We start from the raw sequence: 18090 nt of genomic DNA, 5'->3' as shown, positions 1-18090 counted from the left end.
ATAACAGCTTTTCTAATTTTTCAATTTGCTATTTTTGTAGTTTAGCCTATTATTTTTTCCACCTAAGTCACTATGTTATAATGGATACTAATTAATGCTTTTCCAAAGGGGATTTGTGCATGAAAACATTCAAAATGATATCAGTCAGTATTATTTCGGAAAATGAAGAAGTTCCAATAACAATAGAGGATGGCATCGTGATTAACCAGGAAAATTCTAGCCGTTCCTGGATATTAGAACTATTCACTGATCAAAAATACGAAAACTATTTTAATGAATTAAAAACTTCTAATAAGGTATATGATGTTAAAGTTATTATCTCTTATCCAGAAAACGAACCTGCTCATTTTGAAGTGGTAACCTATTCTGTTAAACAAATTGGCAATCACCTTTCCGTTTTGCTTAGGGGTACATTGAAACGAGTTAGAAGAAAATACGCTGAATCATTGCTATCAGAACTAATCGAGGAAGGATTAACTGGCGAAGATTTACTTTCTAAATTTGAAAATGATATGAAAACTCGCCCTGCCTTGAAGAAAGATCAATAAAATCATCAATAAAAAAGGGTTCTTTGTCAAATAACGTTGGTGAACAATTTTAAATGTTGAATTGATGATCATTGAATTAAATTAAGGCTGATTAGAATGTCAGATAAACTGGCTTTCTAAAACAATCTTTTTTTATAGTGAATCGAATTCCCTGTTTCTTTCCGTTCCAGATGGCGCTTTCCGCGGGCACGGCTTCAGCCTCCTCGTCGCGAAAACCGCGCTCCTGTGGGGTCTTCAGCACGCGCTGTTCCCACAGGAGTCGCCATCTTTCACTCCAAGAAACCTAAAGTGTACTTTTAAATTGAGTGAAAGCTTATAACCTAAAAAGGCAGACTAAGCTACTTCGAAGTGTGGTTGTCTTAAATCAGATTCAACTGGCTTGAATTTTAAAGTGATTTAATTTTGAGTCTTGAAATGAGCATTCTAATATCATTAGTAATTGACAAGTGGGTTCCCTCCAAGATGATTGTTTTCGACGACTTTAGTTCTACGGGGAGCTTCACTTGTTTTCTATTTAAAATAGTTAGTGAAGTTTCATCACCAACATTATAAATTATAGAACGAAAAAAGATGCTGACCCTAATTTTTAGGAGCCAGCATCTTTTTCAATTACTATAAATTATTGTCTTTATCGTTTGTCATTTCGTCATCATCGTGTTCAGTGCTTGGTTCCTTAATCCATTTACCGTCTGCATTTGGTACATTTCCATCTCCTGTACCTGATCCAGCACCGCCAGTACCATTCCCACCATCAACATTATCATTGATACCTGGTTGACCTTCAATTGAACCGTTATTCATTCCGTTATTGTTTGTTCCATCGTTCATGGTTCCATTGTCTAAGGTCCCATTCCCACCATCATTCATTCCGTTATCTGTGGTTGGCGATTGTGTATTTACATCGTTTCGCACATCCTCCATTGGAGTTTCATTGTTGTCAGGGATGGCATCATCTGTATTATTACACCCAACTAATAAAAAAGAGCATAAAGCTACAGCAGGAACGGCTTTTTTCCACATAAAAAAATTCCTCCTTTCTTAGATATCGTCATCACTTTTTTGTGACTTACGATAGGTTATCCAAGAAAAAAGGAACTATCCTATGGCATTTATGCCTGTTTTTGCAAGATATAATATAGAGTATAAGTTGAAAAAAATGTGAAAAACTACTATTAGTCGTTATTGACTATTGGACCTAAGGCAAATAATATATCTGCCTCACAAACTAATTCTCCATCTACTGTTGCGATTCCGTGGCCTTTTCCCATAGCTCCGCGAAGTTTTGTCAATTCAACTTCTAGTTTTAATTGGTCTCCTGGCTTCACTTGTCGTTTAAAACGACAATTATCAATTCCAGTAAAGAAAGCAAGTCTTCCTTTATTTTCTGGAATTTGAAGAACAGCCACTGCTCCTACCTGAGCAAGAGCCTCTACAATCAGTACTCCTGGCATTACTGGATATCCTGGAAAATGACCATTGAAGAAATCTTCGTTAATCGTTACATTTTTTAATCCTACCGCACGCTTTCCTTCTTCAATTTCTAGAATTTTATCTATCATAAGAAATGGATAACGGTGAGGTAAAATTGCTTGAACTTGCTCTGTTGTTAACATGGAATCATCCTCCAAAAGATCATTATTATTTGCCATCTTTAATATCAATCATATGCTGGTAAGTATCCCATTTTAATGCGTCCATTGGTTCACCATCACCTAGTACGCCATAGCCAATCATTAGGCCTGCCATAGCTGCTCCAGCAATAAATAGAATTACCAGTAGTATACGCAACCATATTGGGAACATGCGGATCTGGACCCATTTGGTTGTTCCAGTTGATGTTGCTTGTTCATGTACCTTTTCTTGTTCCTTTTCTTGTTCCTTTTCTAATCTTCGCTGTTGTCTAGCAGAAATTTTACTTTCTTCTGTCATAAACACAACTCCTTACACAAATAATTATCTAATGCCATTAATAAGTCCCAGCATTTGGTCCGCAATTGTAATGGAACGGGCATTGAACTGATAAGAACGTTGCGCTGTCATAAGATCCGTCATCTCTTTAGATGTATCCACATTTGACAACTCTAACATACGATTTGCCATAGCTATTTCTCCACGATCTGCACCTAAAAGATCTGTCATAATATCTTCTGCATTTAAACCTAATTCTTCTAGGTTATCAGGCATGGCAATATATGTTGCAGATAAATGCTCCATTGTATTCGGCTTTTGAAGTACAGAAACTGCTAATTCACGTTGTTGTGTAGTACCATCTGGATAAGTTGCTGTAAGAATTCCTGTTTCATTTACAGAGAAATCCGTAACACCATCAGGAATAGTAATTACTTGTCCATCTGAATTTGCGACTGGATAACCATCACCGTTCACTAACATAAGCTCTCCATTTTCCATTGGTGATACATAAAAGGCACCTTGCCGAGTATAGGCTGTCTGCTGACCATCTACGCCATCTGGCATAAGCACGTTAAAATATTGCTTTGGCTCTTGAAAAGCAAAGTCTAAATCGCGGTCTGTAGATTGGAGACTACCTTGCTTCCAGTTCATTTGTGTTTGTGCAAGTGCTGCACCAACGCCATAACGAATTCCTGTAGGAGAATCTCGTTCTACTCTATCTAATTTATCATTATTAAATTGTTGGTATAATAATTCTTGGAATTTAGCATCTTTAGCTTTGTAGCCATGTGTACCAGTATTGGAAAGATTATTCCCTATAATATCGATTTGGCTTTGTAGTTGCGACATTGTATTTGTCGCTGTAATCATCGTGCGTAGCATTTAAGCCTACCTCTTTTCGTTGTTAAAGATTGAAATAGCTATATTTAATTCACACGGCCCACTTCGTTAACAGCTTTCTCCATACTTCTATCGTATGCTTGCAGTACTTTTTGGTTTGCTTCAAATGCACGATAAGCCGTTAACATATCTGTCATTGTTCTAGCAGTGTCCACATTTGAACCTTCGATATATCCCTGTTGCATCGAAAAAGTAACATTATCTAAACCATAAGCAGATGGTAAGTCAGTTCCGTCTACTGTTTGGAATAAACCGTTATCCTGCTTTACGAGTGTATTAGGTTGCGTAGAAAATGATACACCAATTCGAGTTACTAAAGCATTGTCAACAAAAATCTGACCACTTGAGTCTACTTGGAAATCATCATTTTGTAGCTGAATCGTTTGTCCCTCGGAATCCAATACATACAGACCTTGGGGATTAGTTAAATATCCTTCACCGTCTAACGTAAAATTTGCATTTCGGGTATATGCTTCCCCTTCAGTGGGATGCTGCAAACGATAAAATACTGCTCCTGTTTGCCCAGTTTCTTCATCAACTGGTAATGAACCATCGATTAATGCAATATCTGTATTTAAATCTGTTTGCAGGAGTTGTCCTTGGGTCATTAATGCCATTGTTTCTTGCATGTATACACCCGTACTAATTGCACCAACTTCAGAAATATATTTCCCGGTAATAGGATCTTTTGTAGGAATTTGAGTAGGTCCTAGTCTGGACATTAGCATATCTGGGAACGAGCGAATCGTAGATTGATCTGCCTTGAATCCCGGTGTGTTTGCATTAGCCATATTGTTTGTTAAAAGTTCTGTTCTACGCTGTTGTGCAATCATTCCTGATGCAACTGTATTAAATCCGCGAAACATAAGAGAGCCTCCACTTCGGTTTAATGCAAACTTAGTATACGGGTATTATTTTTGCACTCCGTAGACATTTCGCATTTATCTTCTTGATATTTTGTCAATATTATCTAACATAATCCCAGTTCCTATTGCGACACAATCCATTGGGTTTTCAGCTACAAATACCGGTACTTTTAACTCTTCCATCAATAAATGATCCATACCATGTAAAAGTGCTCCACCCCCTGTTATAATAACTCCGCGATCAATAATATCTGCGGACAACTCAGGTGGTGTCTTTTCTAACACATTCTTTGCAGCCTGTACAATACCCGTAACGGATTCTTTCAAGGCTTTTTCTATTTCATCAGATTTAATAGTTATCGTTCTAGGAAGGCCTGTCACCATATCACGTCCACGAATGTCCATCTCCTCGTGACGACTATCAGGAAAAACGGTTCCTATTGAAATTTTAATATTTTCAGCAGTACGTTCCCCGATTAAAAGCTTGTACTCTTTTTTAATGTACTGAAGAATGTCATTATCAAAAACATCTCCTGCAATTTTAATCGATTCACTTGTTACGATATCGCCCATGGAAAGTACTGCAACATCTGTTGTACCCCCACCGATATCAACAACCATGTTACCACTCGGTTGGAAAATATCCATCCCTGCTCCGATTGCGGCTACTTTTGGCTCTTCTTCTAGATAGACTTTTTTCCCACCAGATTTCTCAGCTGCTTCGCGTATTGCTTTTTGCTCTACACTAGTAATATTTGTAGGACAGCAGATTAAAATGCGAGGTTTTGATAAAAATCCTTTAACATTTAATTTATTGATAAAATGCTTTAGCATTGCTTCCGTCACGTCAAAATCAGCAATAACACCATCTTTTAGTGGTCGAATTGCTATGATATTTCCTGGAGTTCTCCCGACCATTTTTCTAGCTTCTTCACCAACCGCAAGTAGCTTTTTTGTACTTCTATCTATAGCAACGACAGAGGGTTCGTTTAAAACTATCCCTTTTCCTTTTACATGTATCAAAACATTTGCTGTACCTAAATCAATTCCAATATCCTTTGCAAACATTACTGTTGTTTCTCCTTCCCAGCTAAACACATTATGTATATTAATCGATACGTCTCTAACTTTATATTTTATCATAGTTTTAATTGAAATACACTTTATTTAGCAATAATATTTGAGAAAAAATGGTATGTAATTCGTGTCTAAACTACTAGTAATTGTGCAACTAAATATATACACAAGATTTAAGTTTCTAAGAATAAGTACTTTCTGAAACTAATGTACTTCTCAGATATAAGGAACTCTTACTAACCTAGAGTTCCATTCTATCTCCCTGGAGTTGACCTCTGTAAAACTAGAATGTTCGCGAACTGACAGACCACATTCCTGCTAAAGAATATGAGCAAAGCACCGATATATTTAATTAATACTGGATTTAGCGAACAACAAAAAAGTAATACCTTACGAAGAGGAGATAAAAAATGAATAAAATTCAACAGATGCTCGCAGAAGATAACCAAAAGAAAAACACCTTAATGTTTATAGTCTTTACAATTTCTTTATCATTAGCATTAATAAAATCATTATTTTCAGATGAACAAAATACTATTTTTTTATATGCTACAGAGGTTATTTTGTTTGCTGTGGCCTATTTTTTGCTCAGAAAATATAAAAAAGGAGCTTACCTTTTTCCATATATCGCTGTAATCATGGCCAACCTATTTTCCGGTGTTGCCGTTTTTATTACAGGTGGAGGCATCACACTCGTCATTATTACCTTTTTCCTAACAATTTTCGCAGCCATTCACTTTAATAAAAAAGTCTTTACGATTGGATTTACATTAGGACTTATTATAATAGTTTTGACTGTATACACAGGAATCAATGATATTGAGGTACTACAAACAAACTTTGGCGCAATGATGCTTCTATACATTTTATCAGGATTAATGCTAAGTGTGCTTATCCATTTAAACAACAAGCAGGAGAAAAAAATTGAACAACTCATCCTTGAGTCCGAACAAATTGCGGTAGAACAAAGAAATCAAAAAGAGCTAATTCAAGAGAATCTGAGCAATATACTAAAAGAAGTGGCCTTCTCGAATGAAAGAATTCAAAATAACCTAATAGCCCAAAATGATATGAGTACTAGCCTGAATGAAGTTTCAGTAGCGAGTCATCAACAGAGTGAGCAGATTGCTAATATTTCAGGTAATGCTAGCGAGACTTATCAGGTTATGCATCAACTACAAAAACGTCTGGACGATCTCTTATCAGAAGCAGAGAAGACACAATCGATAACTACCAATGGTGAGAAAAAGGTAATCTCCTTCAGTAATGAAACCGGCGACATTTATACCTTTGTTGATGATTTAAATAAGACGTTACTCGAATTGACGATTAATATTAAAGAGACCAATTCTTACTCAGACAAAATAAAGGAAATTTCTGAACAAACAAACCTTCTAGCCTTGAATGCATCAATTGAAGCAGCAAGAGCAGGTGATGCAGGAAAAGGTTTCTCTGTTGTGGCAGAAGAAATCAGAAAGCTTGCGGAATCTACTAAGCAGACGGCGGACAGTATTACCGTAAACCTTCAAAAGGTGAATAATGATAACAATGCCTCTCTGAAAAAAATGGAAGTAAGTCAACAAAGCTTTAGGTCGGTAATGGACTCTTCAGAGGAAATTGTAACGTACTTTAAACAGTTAAAAGACGTGTTCGATTCCTTAAAAACAAATTTACAAGCTTCTAAGAGCATTGCTAATACTGTCTTAGAAAAAAGCCAATCGGTGGAAAAGTCCACAATTGACCTAGCAGCTATACTTGAAGAAACAAGTGCAAGCCTTGAGGAAATGAGTGCAACAGTAGAATCGGTCACATGTGATAATGAAAAAATTGCTGTTTCAATGAATACAACTACATTTAATGCCAAAGGACTTTTAGCTGAAACTTCAGAAACCAAATAATTTCAACAAAAGCATAGATGAAAATTTCATCTATGCTTTTATATTAGAAAAATATATTCCACCTCCTCGCTTAACATTTCAAAGTTCATAACTCTATCAATATTAAGTAGCTGCCTTTAAAGCTAACAAATTGGTTTGAGTTGCTGCTCAGTGATAACTTCAAGAATTTTATCAATTTCCTGCGGGGCGAGCGCTATCCCATTTACAACTTCCCTTAAGCATAAACAGTTTGATTGGATAAGTTAATTCGTTAAACGGCTGTTCGTATAGTTGAGCCATCCTCTTCCCTTCGTTTCGACTGCTGTTGCTGAAAACTCTTTGGTGATGTCTCTGTTGGTTGAATATGACAGATGAGCTATCTTGTCGGTACCTATGCGATAGCTATTGTCCTCTCTAACGAAAGCATTCCACCCTGGAACAGAGATCAATATTTCCGATTCACTATTTAATTATTATTTATGAAAATGACTCAGTTTAATAAACAATAAGAAAAAGCCGTGATCAATTACTAATCACGACCTCTTCTATCTTCTTTTTTCGTTTTCCACTTTCTTTTCGTCGCTTCTCCACCTCGTAAATGCCTGACCGATTTATGATACGCTAAAATTTCTTTTACTTCTTTTGCCAGTAGCGGATCTACTAAGTGGAGTCTTTCCGTCAAATCCTTGTGCACAGTGCTTTTGGAATGACCGGTTGTGCTTGCGATAGCACGGACAGTTTTCTTGGTCTCAATGACCATCTCACCTAAACGTATGCATCTATGACGAATCGTTTCGTGCACTAACTCTTCCTTTCGTTAGTAAAGGAACACTTTCCATCAATTTATGCATACGTCTTAGCTATTATGAATTAAAATGCTAGTAAGGTCTCTGGATTTACTAAAACACCATCTTGTAGTACTTCAAACTGTAGATGAACACCAGCAGTCGGGTTCCATTCATTTTCTGTTGCCGTTGCAAGCGAATCACCTTGTTCTACAACGTCTCCAGCTTTTACTAGAATACCAGTGACAGAGCGATATTTGGTTACCATACCATTTGCATGTGACAAGACGATTTCATCACCAACAAATGGATCTAAATTGACTTCCTCTACTTTTCCACTCATTGCCGCAACTACTTCAAATGGCTCACTATTCATAGATAGAGATACGCCAGTATTCATCACATAACTATGATCGAATACGAGTATTGACTTTTCACGAGTCGACTCATCTGCTTCCATATCGTAATAATGCTGTACGATTTCAACACTATCTAGCAGAGTCTCTTTAAAAGGGTATTTCATCGATTCTGCTTGGGCATTGGTTTCAATCGTTACTGAATCGGGGTCTTTACTTGCATCTGTCCATTCTGAATCCTTGACAGAATCATCACTGACATACACATTGTAGCCCCAAATCATACCTACAAAAGCTACCGAAAATCCGGCATAAATTAGTGGCCAAAACCATGGCTTTTTCGGGTTATTGTTCTTCTTCTGAGAAGTATTGTTCTTTTGTTCTTCTCTCATTTTCATCACCTCTATTTGCATTGTTTGCAAATCAAGGAGATTTTAAACATGGTGAGAATTTTTTTATTTCTGTACCTTTATAGTAATGAAGTAAAATGTCCGCAGCCAGTACAGATTCGTTGGCGAGTACCTCTGCACCATACTGACTCATCCCTACCCCATGGCCATATCCTACTGTATCTACTACTACTTTATCAGATTGAAACGTTATGGTGAAATCAGTAGAGGGTAGACCTAAAAGTGTTCGAACTTCTCGGCCTGTCCACGATTTTCCATTCATTTCAACCGATTCAACTCGGTTCGTATCTGTCTTTACTACTTTGATAGTTTTAGGTATGTTTGAATTCCATTTCATATTAAATGCTTTCGACCATTCCCCATGTGTGAATTCAAACTGCTTCGTTCTATTTGGAGCATACATTTCCTCCGATTTACTTGGCACAGATACTAAGTAAGGAATCACATTCCCACTATAATTTTCCGCACTTTCCGTTTGACCGTTGCTTGAAGAAAAGAACATCGCTGTGATTAGTTGATCTTTGTAGACGATAATTTCCCCTTCTGTCGCGTCAATCACCTTTTTAAGTTTGTCCTCATATTGAGCGAAGGTATCCCCCCACTTCTTTTTCCGATCTTCCTCACCAACATAAACCTGCTTTAATACTGTTTTATCTATTGGTTTTTGACCGTAATTCGTATCTCTTAATACATATGTCCTTGCTGCTATAGATTGTGCCTTCAATGCCTCTTCATGAAACGTAACCGGCATTTCAGCTGCCACCACTCCAAGAACATAAGTTTCTAGTGGTATCTTCTCCTTAACCCCTTTCACTTCGATTAGTATTGGACAAGCAATTTCGAGTTCCGATGTTGGCGCTGGTACCGTTTCTTCTTGTGTTGTTTTTTCTTTTATTAATAAAAACGGTAAAAACAAGAGGGCTATGCATAAGATTATAAAGAGTATGTTTTGTTTCATAGAGATACTATATGCTCGTTTGGACGGGCTGATGATTTTATTTAAGAGATAAACTATTTATAAGGTAGTACACAGAGAGATAAAAAACGATGGCTAATTTTTAGTGTGAGGAACGTTTACTTGCTTACGTATGTGCTTTACTTGCGCTCCATAGTAACATACTTGCTGTTAGTTATAAGTTACTTGCTCTCGTCTTTCGTTTACTTGCTTTCAACCCTGATTTACTTGCGAAAAGGAAAATTTACCCATTCAGAATGCCAATTTGAAGTTAATCTTTGGATCTCTGAACATCGCCCATCTATTTGAAATATATATATAGTGAGATTACATCTTTCTTTGTGCTTAGTTTACTTGCGTTAATCGGACTTTTGCTCTACTTTCTAAGTTACTTGCTCTTATAGACCATTTACTTGCTGAGCGGCGAATTTCACCAAAAATTTCAATTTGTGGAAAATGAAAAAAGCACTACACATGTATACATGCGTAGTGCTTTACATATAGTATTAAACCAATTGCACTTTTTTCTCAGCAGTTTCGCTACCGATGCGTTCGATATCGGCGCCTAAAGCTGCCAATTTTTTATCAAAATCGACATATCCTCTATCTAGGTGATAAAGCTCTGTAACGCGTGTGATTCCTTCTGCGACTAAACCGGCTATGATAAGTGCTGCAGCTGCTCTAAGGTCGGTTGCTGCAACTTCTGCACCTTGTAAATCGGATGGGGACTCCATAATGACCGAACGTCCTTCGATTTTCATGTTACCATTCATTCTGCGGAATTCTTCCACATGCATGAAGCGATTTTCGAAAACTGTTTCCGTTATGATGCCTGTTCCGTGAGCAGTCATCATCAATGCCATCATCTGGGATTGCATGTCTGTTGGGAAACCTGGATGCGGCATCGTTTTAATGTCCACAGATTTTAGATTTCCTTCAGAGCGAACACGAAGACCTTGTTCCTCTTCCGTAATTTCAATGCCCATTTCTTGCATTTTAGATATAAGTGCTGTCATGTGTTCAGGTACTGCATTTTCAATGAGTACATTACCTTTTGTTATTGCTGCAGCAACCATGAATGTTCCAGCTTCGATACGATCTGGTATGATATGGTGTTCTGTGCCGTGTAGTTCTTCCACACCTTCAATACGAATAGTGTCGGTACCTGCACCTTTTACCACTCCACCCATTTCGTTGATAAAGTTGGCTAAATCGACAATTTCAGGTTCTTTTGCTGCATTTTCAATAATTGTTGTACCATCTGCTAATGCTGCAGCAGTCATAATGTTCTCTGTTGCGCCTACGCTTGGAACGTCTAAATAAATTTTGGCACCTTTAAGTCGTCCATTTGTAGTTGCCTCAACAAATCCATGTCCAAAGGATATTACTGCACCCATTGCTTCGAAACCTTTTAAATGCTGATCGATAGGACGTGAGCCTATTGCACAACCTCCAGGAAGTGCTACTCGAGCAAATCCATTTCTCGCTAAAATAGGACCCATAACAAGTATAGATGCACGCATTTTACGCACATACTCAAATTGGGCTTCACTTGATAATTTCTTTTGTGAATCAATGATAACTTCATTCTTTTCTGGATTATAACTGACTTCTGTATTTAAACTTTTCAATACTTCATTTATTGTCAAAACATCTGCAAGTGTTGGTACATCTTTAATAACGTTTTTGCCTTTAGTCGCAAGTAGAGCTGCAGCTAATACAGGTAGGACTGCATTTTTTGCACCTTCTACTCGTACTTTCCCATTTAACGTTTGGCCACCTTTAACAACGATTTTGTCCACTACTTTCCCTCCGCGTTCATTATCCATTTGCTTTATATAAAAGAATATGTATGATGTCAATTTTAGGTATTCAAAACAATATTCATCATACAATGTAATTCGACTATATACAAGCATCTAAAACACTATTTTTGACCTTTTCCATAATTTTTCTTGTTCTATTATACGTATTACCCAGTCTTTTCGTGTAGATAATTTTAAAATACCCCTAGCATATGCGGGTAAACCTGTTTAAATAAAAAATTTCCCAGGAAATATGTGAAGATTCTACATGCTCATACAAACTTTTCCATAATTTGCATGAGCATATAGGATCTTTTCACTCGAATAAGAATGGCAATTGGTTTGACCAGCTCGTTAAATTCAAGAAAAAGTTTGCAACTACTGAGCCAATCATAATACTAGTTAAAATATAAAATAGTTGAGCTTGAAATACACGATTTTTTTTTATTATTTTGTCCATCATTAGTGCCTGTAACGCATAGAAAGATATTCCAATAAAAAAGATATTGGCAAGTATAGCAATTAATGCTTGTTCACTATTTAATAATCCCATGATAATCCTCCTATTTTAGGCAATAGTAAAAAAAGCAGACAGAATTTTATTCTGCCCGCTTCATTTAAATCAAATTCGCCTAGGCATTTAGCTAAGATTTATGTAAGGAAATTAACCTATGTCATATACATTTCCATAGGCTAATTAACCTTCATCGAGCCACTTTCGTGCTAACACGATAAATTGCCTTTCAAATTCTGTCGCTTCGCCAGAGGCATTAAGATTATCCTACAAAAAGAAATAAGCTTAAATATTACCCTCATGAACGTTGATACGATTCATCGCACGTTTCAAGGCAAGCTCAGCGCGGTTGAAGTCAACCGAGTCTGATTTACCTTGAAGACGTTCTTCAGCACGTTTCATCGCTTCTTTAGCACGAGCTAAATCGATACTTGAAGCAACCTCAGCTGATGTTGCTAAGATCGATACCTTTTCAGGTCGAACTTCCACAAAACCACTGCTTACTGCTACGTACTCTGTTTTTGCCTCTTTTTTCAATTTTATTGCACCTGCTACAAGTGGTGCAACCATTGGAATATGGCCAGGTAAAATACCGATTTCACCAGATGCTGTTTTCGCGATAATCATGTCTACTTCAGAATCGTATACCGGGCCGTCGGGAGTGACAATATTGACTGTAAGTGTCTTCATATTTTTACCTCCTGGTCCGATTTATTATACTTCTACGCCCATGCTTTTCGCTTTTTCTACAACTTCTTCAATGCGTCCAACTAAACGGAATGCATCTTCTGGTAAATGGTCATATTTTCCATCAAGAATTTGTTTGAATCCTTCTACAGTTTCTTTAACTGGAACGTATGAACCTTTTTGACCTGTAAATTGTTCTGCAACATGGAAGTTTTGAGATAGGTAGAACTGAATACGACGAGCACGGTTAACTACTAGCTTGTCTTCATCTCCTAATTCATCCATACCTAAGATTGCGATAATATCTTGAAGCTCTCTGTAGCGTTGTAATGTATATTGCACTTGACGTGCTACATCATAATGCTCTTGACCTACGATTTCCGGAGAAAGCGCACGTGAAGAAGAAGCTAAAGGATCAACCGCTGGATAAATACCCATCTCAGATAATTTACGTTCTAAGTTTGTAGTCGCATCTAAGTGAGCGAATGTTGTTGCTGGAGCTGGATCCGTATAGTCATCGGCTGGTACATAAATCGCTTGGATAGATGTAACTGAACCAGTGTTTGTTGACGTGATACGCTCTTGTAATTGACCCATTTCAGTTGCAAGTGTTGGTTGGTAACCAGCAGCTGAAGGCATACGACCTAAAAGTGCTGAAACCTCAGAACCTGCTTGCGTGAAACGGAAGATATTGTCGATGAATAGAAGTACGTCTGCACCTTGCTCATCACGGAAATATTCTGCCATTGTAAGACCAGTTAAAGCAACACGCATACGTGCGCCAGGTGGCTCATTCATTTGACCGAATACCATTGCTGTTTTCTTAATAACGCCTGAATCACTCATCTCATGGAATAAGTCATTTCCTTCACGCGTACGCTCTCCAACACCAGCGAATACAGAAATACCGCCATGCTCTTGAGCAATGTTATTAATAAGTTCTTGAATAAGAACTGTTTTACCTACACCGGCACCACCGAATAGACCGATTTTACCACCTTTAATATAAGGAGCTAATAGATCTACTACTTTAATACCTGTTTCAAGAATTTCAACTTCTGTAGATAGGTTTTCAAATGTTGGAGCTTGACGGTGAATTGGATCACGACGTTCTCCAACTGGTACTTCTTCCCCTAAGTCAATAACTTCACCAAGTACGTTGAAAACACGTCCTAAAGTTACATCACCAACTGGAACAGAAATTGCTGTACCAGCATCAAATACCTCTGTACCACGCTTAAGGCCGTCCGTAGATGACATTGCAATAGTACGAACTGAGTCATCTCCTAAGTGTAACGCTACTTCTAATGTTAAAGTTGTAGGCGCTTCGTTTGGACGTTCAATCGCTACAGTTAGTGCATTATAGATAGCTGGTAAATGGCCGTTGTCAAACTTAACGTCAACAACTGGACCCATTACTTGTAGTACTTGTCCTTTGTTCACTACTGTTCCCTCCTGTCTTACTTTCTATCTAGAACTATTCTAATGCCGCTGCGCCGCCGACAATTTCCGTAATTTCTTGCGTAATTGCTGCTTGACGTGCTCGGTTGTATACTAATGTTAAATTGCTGATCAAATCAGCTGCATTGTCTGTCGCGGATTTCATCGCAGACATACGAGAAGCATGCTCACTGGCTTTACCATCGAGTAATGCACCGAAAATCAGGCTTTCCGCATACTGTGGAAGTAATACTTCTAGAATTGCTTCAGGTGAAGGCTCAAATTCATAAGAAGCAGTTGTGCCTGTTTCTACTGCAATATCCGTAAGTGGCAGTACCTTTTTCTCCGTTACTTCACTGGAGATAGCACTGACAAAGTGGTTATAGTACATATAAAGTTCATCATATGTACCATCCGTGAACATACCAACAGCTTTGTGCGCAACTTCTTTGATATCAGCAAAAGCAGGTTGGTCTGGTAAGCCGACTACTTCCCCAATTACGTTAGAACCACGCTTTAGGAAGAAATCACGTCCCATACGCCCAATTGCAAAGATTACATACTCTTCTTTCGAAGAATGTCTTTCAGCTATTGCATTAGCTACGGCACGAATAACATTACTGTTATATGCGCCAGCCAAACCACGATCAGCAGTGATGACAAGATATGCAGTCTTTTTAACAGGACGAGAAGTTAACATTGGATGTCCACTATCACTAGTACCTGATGCAATTGCACCAACTACTTCTTGAATTTTAGACATGTAGGGAACGTATGCTTTCGCATTTTCCTCCGCACGGTTCAATTTAGAAGCAGAAACCATTTGCATAGCTTTTGTTATCTGACTTGTTTTCTTTGTTGACGTAATTTTACTTTTAATGTCGCGTAATGATGCCACTGGTATTTCACCACCTTATTGTTTTTTTCACTTAGACAAAGGAATTATTCAGATATAGCGAAAGTTTTTTTGAATGCAGAAATTGCATTGCTCAAATCTTCATCTGAAGGAAGGTCTTTAGTCGTGCGAATATGATCTAAAACATTTGTGTGGTTTGAATCTAACCAGCTTCCAAGTTCTGCTTCAAAACGAGTAATATCTTTCACTGGAATATCGTCTAAATGGCCACGTGTTAGAGCATATAAAATCATTACTTGTTTTTCCACTTTAATCGGGCTGTTCAAGTCTTGTTTTAATACTTCTACTGTACGCACACCACGGTTAAGTTTAGCTTGTGTTGCAGCGTCAAGATCTGATCCAAATTGAGAGAATGCTTCAAGCTCACGGTATGCAGCTAAGTCAAGACGTAGTGTACCCGCAACTTTTTTCATTGCTTTAATTTGTGCTGATCCACCTACACGAGATACGGATAATCCGGCATTAATCGCTGGACGTACACCCGAGAAGAATAAATCAGATTGTAAGAAGATTTGACCATCTGTAATTGAAATTACGTTTGTTGGAATGTAAGCAGAGATATCTCCAGCTTGTGTTTCAACGAATGGTAATGCAGTGATTGAACCTGCACCAAGTGTTTCATTTAACTTCGCAGCGCGCTCAAGTAAACGGCTGTGTAAGTAGAATACATCCCCTGGATATGCTTCACGGCCTGGAGGACGACGTAGAAGTAATGAAAGTTCACGGTATGCAGCTGCTTGTTTAGATAAATCATCATAAACGATCAATACATGCTTACCATCGAACATAAATTCTTCTGCCATTGTTACACCAGCGTAAGGAGCTAGGTAAAGTAATGGAGCTGGTTGTGATGCAGATGCAGTTACAACGATTGTGTAATCTAAAGCACCTTTTTTACGAAGTGTTTCTACTACATTACGTACAGTCGATTCTTTTTGACCAATAGCAACGTAGATACAAATCATATCTTGGTCTGCTTGGTTAAGGATAGTATCGATTGCAACTGATGTTTTACCAGTTTGACGGTCACCGATGATTAACTCACGTTGGCCACGTCCGATTGGTACAAGTGCATCAATCGCTTTAATACCTGTTTGAAGTGGCTCATGTACAGACTTACGTGCCATAACCCCTTGTGCAGGACTTTCGATTGGACGAGATTTTGTAGTTGCTATAGGACCTAGTCCATCAACTGGTTGGCCAAGTGGATTGACAACGCGGCCAATCAATTCTTTACCAACTGGAACTTCCATAATACGGCCTGTTCGACGTACTTCATCGCCTTCTTTGATGTCCGAGTATGGTCCAAGGATAACGATACCAACGTTGTTGGCTTCCAAGTTTTGCGCCATACCTAAAACACCAGTTGAGAATTCTAAAAGCTCTCCAGCCATGACATTGTCGAGGCCATGAGCACGCGCGATACCGTCACCAATCGTGATTACCGTACCAACGTCGCTAACTTTCATCTCAGATTCGTAATTCTCAATCTGCTGCTTAATCAAGACACTGATTTCTTCAGCTTTGATGCTCATGTATGTCACCTCTCATAATTCATAATATTAACCGATCAAGTTACGTTTTAAGCGATCTAATTTAGTACTTAGAGTGCTATCGTAAATGCGGTTTCCGATTTGAACACGCATTCCACCTATAATTGATGGATCTACAATGTTTTGGATATTTAAAGATTGTTTGCCTACGTTTTTAGCAAATGCAGATGATACGTTTGCACGTTCTTCTTCTGTAAGTGCACGTGTAGTATATACTTTCGCTTCAGCGATACCTTGTGCTTCATTCGAAAGAATCATAAATTCAGAAATAATGTCGGATACTTCTGCTAATCTCTTCTTATCAATTAGCACTAAAAGTGTATTGATAACAATAGGGTTCGCATTAGCAAAAATTTGACGTACCAACTCTTTTTTCTTGTCTAGAGATAACTTTGGAGAAGTGAATAAAGTTTTCACATCTTTGTTACCATTCCAAACAACTTTAAGTTCACGTAAATCATTTTCGACTGCTTGTACTTCATTCTTTTTTGTTGCTAACTCGAACAAAGAGATTGCATAACGCTTAGCTACAGTTGAATTACTCAATTAACCTCGCCTGCCTTCGCAATCGTTGCCTCGATTAGCGCACGATTATCTTCTTCCGAAACTTCTTTTTCAAGAACTTTCGACGCTGCAAGTACTGAAAGTGAAACGACTTCTTCACGTACTGCTGCAATCGCTCTTTCTTTTTCTGTATCAATTTCACGGATAGCAGATTCTTTCAAACGGATAGCTTCAGTACGAGCAGTTGTGATAATTTCCTCACGAGATGCATCGCCTTGCTTTTTCGCATTTTCTACAATCGCTAAAGCTTCCGTACGTGCTTCTTTAAGTAAGTCACGTTGTTCTTCCAGTAAACGCTGTGATTCTTGGCGACTATTTTCAGCTGCTGCGATTTCACTTGCGATTAACTCTTCACGTTGAGTCATAATCCCCATAAGTGGACCCCAAGCTACTTTCTTTAATAGAGCCATAAGTAAGATGAAGAAGAATAATGTTGCTAAAATATCCCAAGTATTCAATCCATCATGGCCACTAGCACCAAGTACAAGGTAATCAAAAGACACGATTGTTTCACTCCTTTCAAACGCTAATAAGAGATATTGCTTCTATTATTTAAATAGTGATCATTGTTTTCTAGTTCATATGTTTTGTTACTCATAAAGAGAATGGCGGATTAGGACCCGCCATTAAGACTTGCTTGTAGTTATTATTTGTTTAATACGATGAACGCGATAACTACTCCGATAATTGGAATCGCCTCAACTAATGCTACCCCGATGAACATAACTGTTTGTAAAGCTCCACGTGCTTCTGGTTGACGAGCGATACCTTCTACTGTTTTTGAAACGATTAAACCGTTACCAATACCTGCACCAAGTGCTCCTAAACCTACTGCTATAGCTGCTGCTAAAAGACCAACTGAACCTACCATTGTGTAATTTCCTCCTTGGAATGTTGTTTTTATTTTTTCTGCTTAAGAATCTAAA

At 38.0% G+C, this 18090-nt stretch carries 20 protein-coding genes; 2 read left to right on the top strand and 18 right to left on the bottom strand.

The genetic code is table 11. From position 1 onward, the window contains the following. The first annotated feature begins 119 nt into the window (after positions 1-119). Complete coding sequence (locus MKY29_RS04070) at positions 120-548, top strand: YwpF family protein (protein ID WP_093493856.1); 429 nt, start codon at positions 120-122, stop codon at positions 546-548. A 612-nt stretch (positions 549-1160) separates the two neighbouring features. Here the strand turns inward: MKY29_RS04070 and MKY29_RS04065 are convergent. The 6 genes from MKY29_RS04065 to MKY29_RS04040 all read right to left on the bottom strand — a co-directional run bounded on the left by MKY29_RS04065 (position 1161) and on the right by MKY29_RS04040 (position 5293). Continuing rightward, positions 1161-1568, bottom strand: coding sequence for a hypothetical protein (locus tag MKY29_RS04065; RefSeq protein WP_093493854.1), 408 nt, complete (start codon positions 1566-1568; stop codon positions 1161-1163). 152 nt (positions 1569-1720) lie between these two features. After that, on the bottom strand, positions 1721-2161 hold the full coding sequence (gene fabZ, locus MKY29_RS04060; RefSeq protein WP_090565592.1) for a 3-hydroxyacyl-ACP dehydratase FabZ: 441 nt from the start codon (positions 2159-2161) through the stop codon (positions 1721-1723). A 25-nt stretch (positions 2162-2186) separates the two neighbouring features. Further along, on the bottom strand, positions 2187-2477 hold the full coding sequence (locus MKY29_RS04055) for a DNA-directed RNA polymerase subunit beta (protein ID WP_090565594.1): 291 nt from the start codon (positions 2475-2477) through the stop codon (positions 2187-2189). Between the two features lie 24 nt (positions 2478-2501). Continuing rightward, positions 2502-3341: a flagellar hook-basal body protein gene (locus tag MKY29_RS04050; RefSeq protein WP_340879042.1), complete on the bottom strand. Its 840-nt coding sequence runs from the start codon at positions 3339-3341 to the stop codon at positions 2502-2504. 44 nt (positions 3342-3385) lie between these two features. After that, a complete protein-coding gene (locus tag MKY29_RS04045) occupies positions 3386-4225 on the bottom strand; it encodes a flagellar hook-basal body protein (RefSeq protein WP_093493849.1) in 840 nt (279 codons plus the stop codon). A 75-nt stretch (positions 4226-4300) separates the two neighbouring features. Further along, positions 4301-5293, bottom strand: coding sequence for a rod shape-determining protein (locus MKY29_RS04040; RefSeq protein WP_093493847.1), 993 nt, complete (start codon positions 5291-5293; stop codon positions 4301-4303). A 419-nt stretch (positions 5294-5712) separates the two neighbouring features. Here MKY29_RS04040 and MKY29_RS04035 point away from each other — a divergent pair, with 419 nt between their 5' ends. Further along, on the top strand, positions 5713-7200 hold the full coding sequence (locus MKY29_RS04035) for a methyl-accepting chemotaxis protein (RefSeq protein WP_093493845.1): 1488 nt from the start codon (positions 5713-5715) through the stop codon (positions 7198-7200). Positions 7201-7708: 508 nt separating this feature from the next. Here the strand turns inward: MKY29_RS04035 and MKY29_RS04030 are convergent. The 12 genes from MKY29_RS04030 to atpE all read right to left on the bottom strand — a co-directional run bounded on the left by MKY29_RS04030 (position 7709) and on the right by atpE (position 18035). After that, positions 7709-7981, bottom strand: a complete 273-nt coding sequence (locus MKY29_RS04030; RefSeq protein WP_090565602.1) for a sporulation transcriptional regulator SpoIIID — start codon at positions 7979-7981, stop codon at positions 7709-7711. A 68-nt stretch (positions 7982-8049) separates the two neighbouring features. Next, complete coding sequence (locus MKY29_RS04025) at positions 8050-8712, bottom strand: M23 family metallopeptidase (RefSeq protein WP_090565604.1); 663 nt, start codon at positions 8710-8712, stop codon at positions 8050-8052. Between the two features lie 31 nt (positions 8713-8743). Then, a complete protein-coding gene (gene spoIID, locus MKY29_RS04020) occupies positions 8744-9688 on the bottom strand; it encodes a stage II sporulation protein D (protein ID WP_340879041.1) in 945 nt (314 codons plus the stop codon). A 503-nt stretch (positions 9689-10191) separates the two neighbouring features. After that, complete coding sequence (murA, locus tag MKY29_RS04015) at positions 10192-11487, bottom strand: UDP-N-acetylglucosamine 1-carboxyvinyltransferase (protein WP_269920739.1); 1296 nt, start codon at positions 11485-11487, stop codon at positions 10192-10194. Positions 11488-11806: 319 nt separating this feature from the next. After that, entirely contained in the window at positions 11807-12043 is a 237-nt protein-coding gene (locus MKY29_RS04010) for a DUF1146 family protein (protein WP_093493842.1), read from the bottom strand. 246 nt (positions 12044-12289) lie between these two features. Further along, positions 12290-12694 (bottom strand): F0F1 ATP synthase subunit epsilon, encoded by a 405-nt coding sequence (locus MKY29_RS04005; protein ID WP_093493840.1) that lies wholly within the window; start codon positions 12692-12694, stop codon positions 12290-12292. A 24-nt stretch (positions 12695-12718) separates the two neighbouring features. Continuing rightward, complete coding sequence (atpD, locus tag MKY29_RS04000; RefSeq protein ID WP_090565613.1) at positions 12719-14134, bottom strand: F0F1 ATP synthase subunit beta; 1416 nt, start codon at positions 14132-14134, stop codon at positions 12719-12721. Between the two features lie 34 nt (positions 14135-14168). Then, positions 14169-15029: a F0F1 ATP synthase subunit gamma gene (locus MKY29_RS03995; RefSeq protein ID WP_090565615.1), complete on the bottom strand. Its 861-nt coding sequence runs from the start codon at positions 15027-15029 to the stop codon at positions 14169-14171. A 44-nt stretch (positions 15030-15073) separates the two neighbouring features. Continuing rightward, positions 15074-16582 (bottom strand): F0F1 ATP synthase subunit alpha, encoded by a 1509-nt coding sequence (gene atpA, locus MKY29_RS03990; protein ID WP_093493838.1) that lies wholly within the window; start codon positions 16580-16582, stop codon positions 15074-15076. Positions 16583-16609: 27 nt separating this feature from the next. Beyond that, on the bottom strand, positions 16610-17146 hold the full coding sequence (locus tag MKY29_RS03985; protein ID WP_090565619.1) for a F0F1 ATP synthase subunit delta: 537 nt from the start codon (positions 17144-17146) through the stop codon (positions 16610-16612). Continuing rightward, complete coding sequence (gene atpF, locus MKY29_RS03980) at positions 17143-17667, bottom strand: F0F1 ATP synthase subunit B (RefSeq protein ID WP_090565621.1); 525 nt, start codon at positions 17665-17667, stop codon at positions 17143-17145. Before atpF ends, MKY29_RS03985 begins: the two co-directional genes overlap by 4 nt. 143 nt (positions 17668-17810) lie before the next feature. Then, positions 17811-18035, bottom strand: a complete 225-nt coding sequence (gene atpE, locus MKY29_RS03975) for a F0F1 ATP synthase subunit C (RefSeq protein WP_090565623.1) — start codon at positions 18033-18035, stop codon at positions 17811-17813. Positions 18036-18090: the final 55 nt, after the last annotated feature.

It is taken from the genome of Psychrobacillus sp. FSL K6-2365, assembly GCF_038003165.1.
Taxonomy (GTDB): domain Bacteria; phylum Bacillota; class Bacilli; order Bacillales_A; family Planococcaceae; genus Psychrobacillus; species Psychrobacillus psychrodurans.
The sequence above is the reverse complement of the archived record's forward strand: the minus strand, read 5'-3'. Positions and strand labels throughout refer to the sequence as shown.